The following is a 12,842-nucleotide window of genomic DNA, read 5'->3' as shown; positions in this document are numbered from 1 at the left end:
CCTGATCCCCCGATCGAGCCGGATAGCACCCGACATCGTAGTCGCTACGATGACCGGGTCCAGTCAGGGCAGGCAGTCAGGGCATGTGCCGCGCCGCCGTGCGCGGCCCGAGCGGGAGAAGCCAGCAGGTTTGAGCAGTCGGGTAGGACAGGTGCGCGGCCACGACGTCTCGGTCGACCAACCGGCCGGCAGGGTCACACGACGCCGCTCACAGCTGACCGGTCCGGTGCTCGCCGCCGCCGTCGTCTTCGCCGTCCTGCTCGCGATCGGCATCCTGGAGGCGACCGGAGCATTCAGCGACCGGACGATGCTGTGGATCAACGGGATCGGGCTACTGGCCGGCGGGATCGCGTTCATCGTCAGCGCCGCGGTCACCGCCTTCCGCGGGCCGCGACGGGTGCGGAAGGCCTGGGCGCTGCTCTGCGGCGCCGGCATCGCGGCCGCCCTGACCAACGCCTGGCACACGGTGACGAGTTCGCTGGGCCGTGATGACCTGGGCCGCTTCGGCGATATCGGCTTCGTGATCGGTGGTGTGCTGTCCGTCGCCGGCATGAGCAGCATCCCGGCAGTCCGACAGCGGGGCCTGGAGCTGCTGCGGATCATCATGGACGGGGTGGTGGTCGCCGGTTCGGTGTTGTTGACCGTCGCCGTACTGGCGCTGCCGTCGGTGATCGCCTCGGGTGAGAACCCGTTCGCCCGGGTGGACGCGATCGTCCTGGTCACCAACGACACCATCCTGGCCGTTGTCGCCGGCTTCCTGCTGATCCGGGGCGATCGCTCGGATCGGCCGATGCTGTCGATGCTGGCACTGGGATTCCTCAGCTGGGCGTGCACCGATCTGGCCCGCTGGGTGCTGGCGATGCACGACATCGCGGTCTTCACCTCACCGGTGCCATTGGGCTGGGTCGGCGGCTACGCAGCGATCGCGATCGCCGGCCGGATGCCCGGCCGGACCCGCCGTCCGACCCACCCGACGCCGGAGAACCAGGCCTCTCCGGTCGCCGACACGGTGATCACCTTCGGCCTGTTGCTGGTTGCCGCCGGGGCCAATGCGCCGAGTCCGCCGGCGGTGCTCAGCCCATGGATCGGCGCGCTGTGGCTGCTGCTGATCGCCGCAGTGGTGATCCGGCAGGTGATCCTGATCGCCGACAACGAGATGCTCCGCCGGACGTTGGAACGCCGGGTCCACACCAGGACCCGGGAGCTGGTGTCGATGACCCGGCAGAGCGAGTTGCTGCTGAACTCGGTCGGCGACGGCATCTACGGCGTCGACGCCCGCGGCGTCGTCACCTTCGCCAATCCGTCGGCAGCCAAGATCCTCGGCTATTCCGCCGAAGAGTTGATCGGGCGGCACGCCCATGATCATTTCCATGCTGCCCAGGCCGACAACACACCGTACGACTATCGCGACTGCTACATCGCCGAGTCCATCGTCAGCGGATACACCACCAGGGGCGAGGAGGACAGTTATCTGGCCGCGGACGGACGAGTGATCCCGGTCGAGGTGACTTCCAGTCCGTTGCACAGCGGCACCGACTCCCCCGGTGCGGTGATCGTCTTCCGCGACATCACCCAGCGCCGGGAGGTCGATCGGATGAAGCGGGAGTTCGTCTCGGTGGTCAGCCACGAACTCCGGACACCGCTGACCGCGATCCGCGGATCTCTTGGCCTGTTGGCCGATCCGCGGCTCGGCGAGATCCCGCCGCAGGCCCGCCGCATGATCAACATCGCCCTGAACAGCAGCGAACGACTCGGCCGGCTGGTCAACGACATCCTCGACATCGACCGGATGGAGTCCGACTCGATGCCGATGGATTTCCATGATCAACGAGCGGCCGAGCTGGTCGAGACCGCCGTCACCCAACTCCGTCCGATCGCCGCCGAGGCCGGCGTCCGGGTGAGCATCGAGCCCAGCGTCGGGATGGTGTACGCCGACGCCGACCGGATCGTGCAGACACTGGTCAATCTGGTCGGTAATGCGATCAAGTTCTCCCCCGAGGGAAGCGTCGTCCGGGTCGGCGCAACACGCGCCGCCGCTCCGGCCGAGCACGATCCCCGGGCAGCCGCCGACGACCGGCCGGGTCCGCCGGACAGCCGCCGGCACGAGACCACCGGCATGATCATCTTCCGGGTGGCCGACCGGGGCCGCGGCATCCCGGAGGACAAGCTGGAGCAGGTGTTCGAGCGCTTCGAACAGGTCGACAGCTCCGACGGCCGGGAGATGGGCGGCAGTGGTCTGGGGCTGGCGATCTGCCGGAGCATCGTCGAACGTCACGGCGGCAGCATCTGGGCCGACAGCCCGGCCGAGGGCGGCGCCGTCTTCCGTTTCACGCTGCCCGAGGTCCGCGGCGATCACGACGACCCCGACCCGGACGAGAGTGGCGTCGATGAGCCGGGAACGACGACCGAACCGGTAGGTTGAGCGACTATGACGACCCAAGAAATTCCCGCCTACCGCCCGCAGGAGACCAAGGTCCTCATCGGCGCCGGCACGGCCCTCAAGGCCGGCTTCTTCTTCGCTCTCGGCGCGACGCTGTTCAGCATCCTGATCTCGGCGGTGCTCGGGGTCCTGGCGCTGGTGCTCGGGATCAGCCTGCTGCCCGACATCCAGAACCTCTTCGGCCGCTGACCGCTCTGCGGCGTCGGACGCCGTTGTCGGGTCCCTACCGGAGGACGCGCAGGTAGCGCGGCCGGTAGTTGTCGACCTCGGCGTAGACATCCGCGGTGTCGAAGCTGTTGACGTTGTAGGTGACCAGGAGCTCGCCGTCACCGGCGAGTTCGGGATGGGACTTCGCGTTGTAGGTGAAGATGTTTCCGGAGGTTTCCGGCGTGCTGTAGAGCCGGACCGGATCGGTGAACGGTCCGGTCGGGGTGCTGCTGCGATAGAGCAGGATGTCCGGGCTCAACGACTCCCGGGCGTCACCGGTGACCAGCCCGAATCCGCCGCCGTCGACCCCGCCGAGGCGCTGCACGCTGAACTCGTTGGAGACACCGGTCAGGATCCGGGCCGATGCTGTCGGGTCCGCGGACCAGCCGGCGCCGTCGTAGTACTGCCACGGCGACTCGGTCAACCGGCCCCGGGGCACCCGGGCCAGGTGCGCGTACTTGGTCGACTGGAGATCCTCCACGCCGTACACGTAGCTGTAGCGGCCGCACTCCAGGACGGCCGAGGCCCAGCTGATCGGGCTGTCCGGCAATGACCGCACGGTGACGGCGAGATCCGGCAGCCGGAACGACGCGACCGCGGTCGCGACGAACGCGAAATCGAAGACGCCGTCACCGGTCTTCTCGAACTCGAGCACCAACACCCGCAGCTGATCACCCTCGACGGTGCCGTCACCGAACCAGTACCAACTGCCGGTCTCGTCCCCCGACCCCTCCGGTGCGACCAGCGAACGTGGCGCGTCCGGGGTGCCGCCGGTGTAGGTGGTCAGCTCACCATGATCATCGATGATGATCGAGTTGTGGATGAACGGAGAGTCCGTGGGCCGGGAGTGGTCGGCGTTGACGGTGCCGAGGAACGTGTCGGAGTAGAGCCAGGCGATGCGGCCGTCGGGCAACGGCACGCTGTAGGCGGAGTCGGCACCGGTCCATCGCCCGGCGGTGTCACCGTAATCGCCGAACAGTCGGGTCAGCTCGGCGTCGATCACCGCCCGATCCGGACCGGCCGCTGCCGGCGTCGCGCGGGTACCGACGGCGAGTCCGGCGAACCCGATCGCCGTCGCGGTCAGTACGCCACGGCGGGACAGTCCAGCCGCTGCGGGCCGCGGGCTTCGATGGTCGGTCATCTCCGATGTCCCCTCGTCGTCGAGCGCCAGGATCGGTAACGTTACCAACACAACGGGAGCACTGATCGACATGGCCGCAGCAGCCCGTACTGAACTGTGGTTCTCTAGGCTGCCAGCGATCAGCACTCCGCGAGAGGAGCACCACCGTGTCATTGCCGCCGCCCGCCGGTCGTCAACCGACGATCAAGGAGGTTGCGCGGCGTGCGGAGGTCAGCCCGATGACGGTGTCGAGGACGCTGGCCGGCGGCTCCGGCGTCCGGCCCGACCTGCAGGAACGGGTGCTGGCGGCGGTTCGCGAGCTGGGTTATCACCGCAACGAGAACGCCCGCAGCCTGCGCCCGGGGCAGGCCAGCGGTCTGATCGGCGTCGCGATCACCAACCTGGCCAACCCGTACTACGGCACCTTTTGCCTCGGGGTGGAGGAGGTGGCCACCCAGCACGGTCGGCGGATCATCCTGGGCAACACCGGCGAGGATCAGGCTCGCGAGCGACAACTGGTCGCCGACTTCATCGGACGCCAGGTCGAGGGGCTCGTGGTGGTGCCGTCCGGACGCGACACCGAGGAATCCGATGATGATTCTCCGAAGGGGGATCAGCTGAGCGGGGAGCACCTCGGTCGGGTGCCGCTGGTGCTGGCCTCCCGGCAGGTTCCCGGGATCGGTGCCGACACCGTCGTCCTGGACGACATCGGTGGCGCCCGACAGGGCACCGAGCGACTGCTGACCGCCGGCCATCGGCGGATCGGGTATCTGGGCAATGCCGTGTCGGTGTTCACCGGGCAGCGTCGCTATCGCGGCTTCGAACAGGCACTGGCCGAGCACGGCCTGGCCGCCGATCCCGCGCTGGTGCAACGCGACCAGCAGGACGTCGAGTCGGCCCGGGCTGCGACGGCCGACCTGCTCGACCAGCCCGATTCCCCGACGGCGATCTTCAGCGCCAACAACCGCAACACCATCGGCGCCCTGCAGGAGATCAGCAGGCGACTGCGTACGGGCACCGGTCCGGGTGACTTTCCCGCTCTGGTGGGATTCGACAGCTTCGAGCTCGCCGACCTGACCCCGGTCCCGCTGACCGTGATCGATCATGACGCCCGCCAACTCGGCGCGGAGGCTGCGCGACTGCTGTTCGATCGGCTGCCCGGCGGGGTACAACCGGAGGCTCCGCGCACCGTCGAGCTGCCGGTGACGTTGCGAGTCATCCGGCAGTAGCGCGACCCTGCCCTTGCTATCCTCGAAACGTTCTAGGTAACGTTACCAAGGATGAATCGGGAGGAGGGACCATGGCCGGCCTGGCAATCGACTTCGGCGGTAGCGCCGTCAAGCTCGGCATTCTCGACGCAGGCACCATCGTCGAGACCGCACAGCTGACCGTCACCGGTGATGCGAGCGACCTGGACCGAGCCGCTCGCACCGCGACCGACCTGATCCGGCGTTCCTCCGGCACCGCCGTCACCGGCGCCGGTCTCGCGCTGCCCGGAGTCGTCGACCGGGACGCCGGCCGCCTGGTCCGCGCGCACGGCAAGTACGGCTATCTCGGCGACCGCGATCTGCGGGTCTGGGCGCGACAGACCATCGGACTCCCTGCGGTGATCGAGAACGACGGTCGCGCAGCGTTGCTCGGCGAGCTCAGCTACGGCTGCGCCGTCGGCGCCCGGGATGCGGTGATCGTCACCCTCGGCACCGGGATCGGCAGCGCGGCCATCATCGACGGCGTGCTGCTCCGCGGTCGCCATGATCACGCCGGCATCCTCGGCGGGCATTCCACCGTCGAGCTGGACGGCCCGATCTGCAACTGCGGCAATCGCGGCTGCGCCGAAGCCGTCGCCAGCACCTGGGCACTGCGTGACCGCTACCCCGGCGGTCTCCGAGATCTCTTCGACACTGCACCCGAGCAGATCGATGAGCCCACCCGCAGCGACCGCGACCGGGTGTTGCAGGTCTGGGGCGCTGCGATCGTCAACCTCTGTCACGCCTACGACCCGGAGGTGGTGATCGTCACCGGTGCCGTGCTGCGGTCGGTCGACCGGGTGCTGCCCGCCCTGACCCACTACGTCCACCAGCGGCTGTGGTCCTCCAGCCACCGACCGCCGCTGATCTCCCCCGAACGCCCCGAATGGTCGGTGCTGCGCGGCCTCGGAGCACTTGCCGACCGGATCGAACAAGCCGACCATCTCCAGCAGCCCGACCAGACGAGGACCGTACGTGCCTGACACCCGATCAGCCTCTCCCACCACGACCCGGCCCGTTGCGGGCACCAGCAATTACGTCCGACAGCCGACCATCAAGCTGCCGGCCGGCACCAGGGTCGAGTCCGGCGACGCCGCCTGGCGTGCCGTGCTGGAGTCGGCGCGCGGACGCGCCGGTGATCGAGGTCCGGTGATCGTCGTCGACTGCTACCCCGGCACCGATCTGGCGACCGTGATCAACGAGATCGCCGCCGCCCTGCCCGACGCCGACGTGATCGACGTCGAGGAAGCGGCTGCCCGGCCGATCGCCGACATCGACGCCCGGATCGCCGACAACCTGACCGACGACCGGGTCTTCGGAGTGCTCAGCCACGCCACGATCGACATCTTCTACGACGCCGATCGGCTCGCCGCTCTGGCAACCGATCTCGACGGTCGCGCCGAGCCGGTCGTCCTGGTCGGCTGGGGCGCGGCACTGGCAGCACCCGACGCCGACGCCTTGGTGCTGGTGGACATGGCCCGCTGGGAACTGCAGCAACGACACCGTGCCGGTGCGCCGAACTGGCGCTGCGACAACGGTGCCGAGGACAACCTGCGCAAGTACAAGCGGGGCTTCTTCGTCGAGTGGCGGGTCGCCGATCGACACAAGCGCACGCTCTTCGAAAAGATCGACTTCGTGCTGGACGGGAACGCGATCGGGCACAGCTCCGGTGCCGGGCACCCGGCCGGGATGATCACCGGCGACGCGTTCCGGACCGGACTGGCGGACGCGGCCAAGGCACCGCTTCGGGTGGTGCCGTTCTTCGATCCCGGCGTCTGGGGCGGCCACTGGATGCAGCAGAACCTCGGCCTGGATCCGGCAGCAGCCAACTTCGCCTGGTGCTTCGACTGCGTACCGGAGGAGAATTCACTGCTGCTGGAGGCCGACGGCAGGGTCGTCGAGATCCCTGCCCTGGACCTGGTGCTGCTGCAGCCCCGAGAACTGCTGGGAGCCAAGACCTTCGCCCGGTTCGGTGCCGAATTCCCGATCCGGTTCGACTTCCTGGACACCGTCGGCGGCGGCAATCTGTCACTGCAGGTGCATCCGCTGACCGACTACATCCAGAACACCTTCGGGATGCACTACACCCAGGACGAGAGCTACTACCTGTTGGACGCCTCGGATGACGCGAAGGTCTATCTCGGGCTGAAGACCGGGATCGATCGGCAGGCGATGCTCGATGATCTTCGTGCCGCGCAACGGGCGGAGCGACCGTTCGACACCGACGCCTACATCAACGCCTTCCCGGCCCGCAAGCATGATCATTTTGCGATCCCGGCCGGCACCGTGCACTGCTCCGGCGCCGATTCGATGGTGCTGGAGATCTCGGCGACGCCGTTCATCTTCACCTTCAAACTGTGGGACTGGGGACGGGTCGGGCTGGACGGTGTGCCGCGACCGGTCCATCTTGATCATGGTGCCGCCAACATCCAGTGGGACCGGGACACCGCGTGGGTGCAGAAGAATCTGGCCGCAGGTCCGGAGTTGATCAGCGCCGCCGACGGCGTCCGCGAGGAGCGGACCGGCCTGCATGAACTGGAGTTCATCGAGGTCCGGCGGCACTGGTTCGCCGACCGGGTCGACCACGACACCGCCGGTACGGTGAACGTGCTCAACCTGGTGGAAGGCGACGAGGTCGAGGTGGTCAGTGTCGACGGGTCCTTCGAGCCGTTCGTCGTGCACTACGCCGAGACCTTCATCGTGCCCGCCGCGGTCGGGCGCTACCAGATCCGCCGGACAGCTCGGTCGCGCAGCGAGCAGTTCGCCACGGTCAAGGCCTACGTCCGCGGCACCAGCGACGGCGAAGGGGCCTGACGGGTGACGCTGCCGGGTATCCCGACCGTCGATGATCTTGCCGCCGATCCGGTTCGTCATCACTACGACGACCTGATCGCACCGGCCGGGCTGACCAACTTCCTCGGCACCGTCCGTGTTGATCATGATCCGACCCAGCTCAGCGCGGTCACCTTTCCGCCGGTCGGCCAGGGCCTGGCGCCGACCGCGACGCTCTTCGTCGACGACCGGGTGTTCGCCTCCTACGGGGTCCAGGTCAGCCATCAGTGGCGGCCGGACCGGGTGCTGCGCAGCGTCGAACTGCCCGGCCTGCGGTTGGAGACCAGCACCGTCTGCGTCCCCGGCGAGCAGGCCGTCGCGATCGACATCCGAGTCACCAACACCGGCACCGAGGATCGCGACGTGGCGATCGGACTGGCACTGAACGCGCGGGTCGCCACGACCACCGACAGCTGGCTGTCGGCCGAAGCGCCGAGCGCCCGCAACAGCGTCGAACGCGACGGCCCGAAGTTGATCTTCACCGGCAAGGGTCCTGAGCCCGTCGAAGGTCCGCGATCGCAACCCGGCAGCAGTACCGGCCCGTCGACAGACTCAGGGGCCTCGGGAGCGATCAGCGTGCAGGGGGTGGACGTCGACGCCGAGGTCCGGCTCAGCGGGGTGGCCGTGAACAGCTCCGAACAATGGGAGTCCGGCTTCGGCGGCGCTGCCCGGGGCGGCAGCGTCCGCGCATTGTTGTCGATCGCGGCCGGCGCAACGCGACGACTGGGCTATGTCCAGACCGTCGGCACCGACCGTGCAGCCGTTACGGCGGCGTTCGACCGGATCGCGGCCGACGTACCGGCCGCGATCGCTGCCGCCGAAGGGTTCTGGGACCATCAGCTGCGGTCGGCGTTCACGCCGGGCAACGACGAATTCTCCGGTCATCTGCCGGTATTGGAGACCGACGACGCGGCACTGCGCCGGCTCTACTGGTGGGGTGCGCTCGGGGTGATCTGGTTCCGCCGCGACTATCCCGGCAACGTCCTCGGGCGCAGCTACGACACCTTGATGCCGAACTACTGGGCGACGACCACCTTCATCTGGGACTTCAGCCTGAGCTCGATCGTGCACGCACTGCTCGATCCGGAGCCGATGCGGCGGCAACTGGAGCACTGGATCGCGGCCGACATCCACAGCCTGTTCGGGACCAGCTCGCTGACCGGCGGGCCGGTCGGTCAGTGGTATTCGGTGAACGACTACGCGTTGACCCGGTTGGTGAACGACTACGTCCGGTTCACCGCTGATCGGGACTTCCTGACCAGCCGTCCACGGCCGGACGGTGGCCGGGTCCTTGATCATCTTCAGGACTGGGCGTACGCCTGGCAACGGCTGTACGGCTCGTCGAGCCCGGCTGCCGGCGTCGCCCTGGCCGACTACGGCGAGATCGACAACCTGCTGGAATGTGTCAGTTCCTACACCCACGAAGTGGCGGGTCTGAACGCCGCCAACGTCTGGAACCTGCGGACCACCGCAGCACTCCTCGAGATCGCCGGTGATCATCAGAACGCCGCGACCCTGCGCGCGGATGCCGACCGGCTGCTGCCGGCAGTGCTGGAGCTCTACCAGGACGGCACCGGCTACTTCGCCGCCCGGCAACCCGACGGTACCCGGCTCGGTGTGCGGCACTGCTACGACTTCAGCGTGGTCGGATCCACCATCGGCGGCGACCTGCCGGAGCCGATCCGGGCCGAGATGATCACCTTCTTCGGCGACGAACTACGCAGCCCGAGCTGGCTGCACGCGTTGTCACCCTGGGACCCGGACGCCAGCTTCAGCGTCCGGCCCGACCACCAATGGAACGGCGCCTACCCCGCCTGGCCGGCGGATGCCGCCCGGGCGCTGGTCGCCCTCGGCGGTGCCGACGTCGCTCTGGACTGGCTGCCCGGGCTGGCCCGCAGCGCCAACCAAGGACCACCCGGTCAGGCACACTTCGTCGAGGAGGCGATGCCGCCGATCAACGGCGGCGCACGCAAAGCGCCACCGCAACTGCCCTACATCATCGACTGGGCCTGTTCCTCGGCCGGAGCCTGGACCGGCATGATCATCGAGTCGCTGTTCGGTGCCGGGCCGGCCGCCGACGGCACCCTGCACCCGGCCGGTTGTGTCGCCCGCCTCGACCCGCAGGCGGTGCTGCGCAATCTCCGGATCGGCGACACCTCGGTCGACGTCCACGCCGACGGCACCGTCACCCGACAGCAGGACCCGCCGCGTTAGTGGGTGGATTCGTGCCGCGAGTATGCGGCTTCAAACCACCCACTGTCGCCGAGCTGGGAGTATCCAGCCGCAGGTTCCCGCTTTCTCGTCGAGGAGTCAGATCGCGAGCGAGGTGCGGACGACCGCGGCGAGGCGCTCGGCGACGGTCTGGGCGAGATCGACCGACGGGGCCTCGACCATCACCCGGACCAGGGATTCGGTGCCGGACGGGCGCAGCAGCACTCGACCGGTCTCGCCGAGTTCGGCGCTGGCAGCGGCGACGGCATCGCGCAGCGCGGGTGCGGTCTCGGTGCGACTCTTGTCCACGTCGGTGACGTTCACCAGGACCTGCGGCAGCCGCTCCATCACCGCGGCCAGCTCGGCCAACGAACTGCCGGTCCGGGCCATCCGGTTCATCAGGTGCAGCCCGGTCAGCACGCCGTCGCCGGTGGTGGCGTGCTCGGCGAGCACCACGTGACCGGACTGTTCGCCGCCGATCGCGAAGCCGCCGGCCCGCATCGACTCCAGGACGTAGCGGTCACCGACCTTGGTCTGCTCGACCCGGATCCCGTGCCGATTCATCGCCTGGGTCAGGCCGAGATTGCTCATCACGGTGGCGACCAGGGTGTCGCCGGGCAGCTGGCCGACCTGCTGCAGCCCCAGGGCGAGGATGGCCAGGATCTGATCACCGTCGATCAGCTGACCGTCGGCATCGACGGCCAGGCAGCGGTCCGCGTCGCCGTCCAGCGCGATGCCGAGATCGGCACCGAGCTGGACGACGGCCTTCTGCAGGCCGTCGACATGGGTGGAGCCGCAACCGTCGTTGATGTTCAGACCGTTCGGCTCGGCATTGATCGCGGTCACCGTCGCGCCCAGTCGCCGGTAGGTCTGCTCGGCGGTGGCGTACGCGGCACCGTTGGCGCAGTCGACGACGACGTGGATGCCGGACAGCGAACCGCCTGGTGCGTCGGCAGCAGAGCCGACGGTTCGGACCAGGTGATCGATGTAGTCCTCGACCTTGCCGGGCTGATCGGTGACCCGGCCGACGCCGGCGCCGGTCGGCCGCGGCCAGGCCTCGCCGAGTCGGCGTTCGATGGCGTCTTCCAAGGCGTCGTCCAGTTTGGCGCCGCCGCGGGCGAAGAACTTGATGCCGTTGTCCGGCATCGGGTTGTGGCTGGCGGAGATCATCACGCCGAAATCGGCGGCGGTCGCGCCGGTCAGATGGGCCACCGCCGGGGTGGGCAGCACGCCGAGCCGTACGGCATTGATCCCGGCGCTGGCGAGTCCGGCGACGACGGCGGCTTCGAGGAATTCCCCGGAAGCCCGCGGGTCCCGGCCGACGACGGCTACCGGACTTCGGTCCAGCTCGCCTGCCTCACCGAGCACATGCGCCGCCGCGACCGAGAGGTCGAGCGCGAGGCCCGCCGTCAGATCGACGTTCGCGACCCCGCGTACGCCATCGGTACCGAACAACCGCCCCACGTAACGCCCCCTCCAAAGAAAACCGGCCCACCGACCGCCCAGGACATCGCGATGTCCCAGGGGGCCGACAGGCCGGTATTGATCAGCGCTTGCTGTACTGCGGAGCCTTGCGAGCCTTCTTCAGGCCGGCCTTCTTCCGTTCCTTGATCCGGGCGTCCCGAGTCAGCATGCCGGCCTTCTTCAGGCTCGGCCGGCTGGCCTCGGCGTCGACCTCGTTCAGTGCGCGGGCGACACCGAGTCGCAGCGCACCGGCCTGGCCGCTGATGCCGCCACCGTTGATCCGGGCGATGACGTCGTAGGAGCCCTCGACCGCGGCCGTGCTGAACGGCTCGGAGGCGATCTGCTGGTGCACCTTGTTCGGGAAGTACTGATCCAGGGTGCGACCGTTGATGGTCCAGTTGCCGGTGCCCGGAACGATCCGGACCCGAGCGATGGCCTCCTTGCGGCGGCCGGTGGCAGCGGCCGGAGCGATCACGGCGGCCCGGCTGCCCGGGGTCGCGCCACGGCTCTCGGCGGCCTCGCTGCGGTAGGCGATCTCCTTGTCACCTTCGGTGAAGGTGGTGGCCTCCTCGGTCGCCTCGAGGGTGTCGGCCTGAGCCGCCTCGGGCGCCTGGGCCTCGGTTACGTTCTCAGTCACGGTCGGTGAGTCTCCTGGGAATCTGCGGGTGTTACTGGGCGAGCTGGGTGATCTCGTAGGCCTTCGGCTGCTGCGCGGTGTGCGGGTGTTCCGGACCGGCATACACCTTGAGCTTGCTGATCAGCTTCCGGCTCAGCCGGTTCTTCGGCAGCATGCCCCAGACCGCCTTCTCCACGGCCTTGCGCGGATCGGTGTCGAGCAGTTCGCCGTAGCTGATGGACTTCAGGCCACCGGGCCGACCGGAGTGCCGGTAGGCCAGCTTGTCGGTGCGCTTGTTGCCGGTCAGCGCGATCTTGGAGGCGTTGACGATGACGACGAAATCGCCGCCGTCGACATGCGGAGCGAAGGTCGGCTTGTGCTTGCCGCGCAGCAGGCCCGCCACGGTGACGGCGAGACGACCCAGGACGACGTCGGAGGCATCAATGACATGCCATTCCCGGGTGATGTCACCGGGCTTCGGGCTGTACGTGGACACGGTCGCAGACCATCTTTCTTCGCTACTGATGTACTGGGCTTCGGCTGTGCACCGAGCTTGCTGTGCACAGGGCTGACGCTCAATCCGACCCGAGGACCGGGCACCGACTGGGCCACCACCGGATACGGCGGCACGACTGACCCACGGTGCGCTGAGCGCAACAGCGTGCAAGATTACCTGCCGGAAACACTCCTGGTCAAAACGAGAGG

General features: G+C 68.5%; 10 protein-coding genes. 6 read left to right on the top strand and 4 right to left on the bottom strand.

The window, feature by feature from the left end; all coding sequences use genetic code 11:
• Positions 1-130: 130 nt before the first annotated feature.
• Together BLU38_RS18990 and BLU38_RS18985 are read left to right on the top strand one after the other, a co-directional pair.
• A complete protein-coding gene (locus BLU38_RS18990; protein ID WP_172836180.1) occupies positions 131-2,422 on the top strand; it encodes an ATP-binding protein in 2,292 nt (763 codons plus the stop codon).
• Between the two features lie 6 nt (positions 2,423-2,428).
• The gene (locus BLU38_RS18985; protein ID WP_091527024.1) at positions 2,429-2,629 is read left to right on the top strand and encodes a hypothetical protein; all 201 of its coding nucleotides are present in this window, start codon (positions 2,429-2,431) and stop codon (positions 2,627-2,629) included.
• A gap of 34 nt (positions 2,630-2,663) precedes the next feature.
• Here BLU38_RS18985 and BLU38_RS18980 read toward each other — a convergent pair whose 3' ends face one another.
• Positions 2,664-3,788, bottom strand: coding sequence for a DUF4185 domain-containing protein (locus BLU38_RS18980; protein WP_157683555.1), 1,125 nt, complete (start codon positions 3,786-3,788; stop codon positions 2,664-2,666).
• A 146-nt stretch (positions 3,789-3,934) separates the two neighbouring features.
• Here BLU38_RS18980 and BLU38_RS18975 point away from each other — a divergent pair, with 146 nt between their 5' ends.
• The 4 genes from BLU38_RS18975 to BLU38_RS18960 all read left to right on the top strand — a co-directional run bounded on the left by BLU38_RS18975 (position 3,935) and on the right by BLU38_RS18960 (position 10,060).
• The gene (locus tag BLU38_RS18975; RefSeq protein WP_231919929.1) at positions 3,935-4,996 is read left to right on the top strand and encodes a LacI family DNA-binding transcriptional regulator; all 1,062 of its coding nucleotides are present in this window, start codon (positions 3,935-3,937) and stop codon (positions 4,994-4,996) included.
• Between the two features lie 71 nt (positions 4,997-5,067).
• Positions 5,068-5,997, top strand: a complete 930-nt coding sequence (locus BLU38_RS18970) for an ROK family protein (protein ID WP_091527022.1) — start codon at positions 5,068-5,070, stop codon at positions 5,995-5,997.
• Entirely contained in the window at positions 5,990-7,828 is a 1,839-nt protein-coding gene (locus tag BLU38_RS18965) for a class I mannose-6-phosphate isomerase (RefSeq protein ID WP_091527021.1), read from the top strand. The genes BLU38_RS18970 and BLU38_RS18965 overlap by 8 nt, the downstream gene beginning before the upstream one ends.
• Before the next feature lie 3 nt (positions 7,829-7,831).
• Positions 7,832-10,060: a glucosidase family protein gene (locus BLU38_RS18960; protein WP_231919928.1), complete on the top strand. Its 2,229-nt coding sequence runs from the start codon at positions 7,832-7,834 to the stop codon at positions 10,058-10,060.
• A gap of 96 nt (positions 10,061-10,156) precedes the next feature.
• Here the strand turns inward: BLU38_RS18960 and glmM are convergent, their stop codons facing one another.
• The 3 genes from glmM to rplM all read right to left on the bottom strand — a co-directional run bounded on the left by glmM (position 10,157) and on the right by rplM (position 12,633).
• A complete protein-coding gene (gene glmM, locus BLU38_RS18955; RefSeq protein WP_091527020.1) occupies positions 10,157-11,521 on the bottom strand; it encodes a phosphoglucosamine mutase in 1,365 nt (454 codons plus the stop codon).
• Positions 11,522-11,603: 82 nt separating this feature from the next.
• Complete coding sequence (rpsI, locus tag BLU38_RS18950; protein ID WP_231919927.1) at positions 11,604-12,158, bottom strand: 30S ribosomal protein S9; 555 nt, start codon at positions 12,156-12,158, stop codon at positions 11,604-11,606.
• A gap of 31 nt (positions 12,159-12,189) precedes the next feature.
• Entirely contained in the window at positions 12,190-12,633 is a 444-nt protein-coding gene (gene rplM / locus BLU38_RS18945; protein ID WP_091527018.1) for a 50S ribosomal protein L13, read from the bottom strand.
• Positions 12,634-12,842: the final 209 nt, after the last annotated feature.

This window comes from Microlunatus soli (genome assembly GCF_900105385.1).
Taxonomy (GTDB): domain Bacteria; phylum Actinomycetota; class Actinomycetes; order Propionibacteriales; family Propionibacteriaceae; genus Microlunatus; species Microlunatus soli.
Note: the sequence above shows the minus strand (reverse complement) of the source record. Positions and strands in the feature narration are given on the sequence as shown.

Excerpts from the sequence above, each read along its gene's own strand:
- BLU38_RS18980 (WP_157683555.1), bottom strand. The coding sequence starts at position 3,788 with ATGACCGACCATCGAAGCCCGCGGCCCGCAGCGGCTGGACTGTCCCGC.
- BLU38_RS18970 (WP_091527022.1), top strand. The coding sequence starts at position 5,068 with ATGGCCGGCCTGGCAATCGACTTCGGCGGTAGCGCCGTCAAGCTCGGC.
- BLU38_RS18985 (WP_091527024.1), top strand. The coding sequence starts at position 2,429 with ATGACGACCCAAGAAATTCCCGCCTACCGCCCGCAGGAGACCAAGGTC.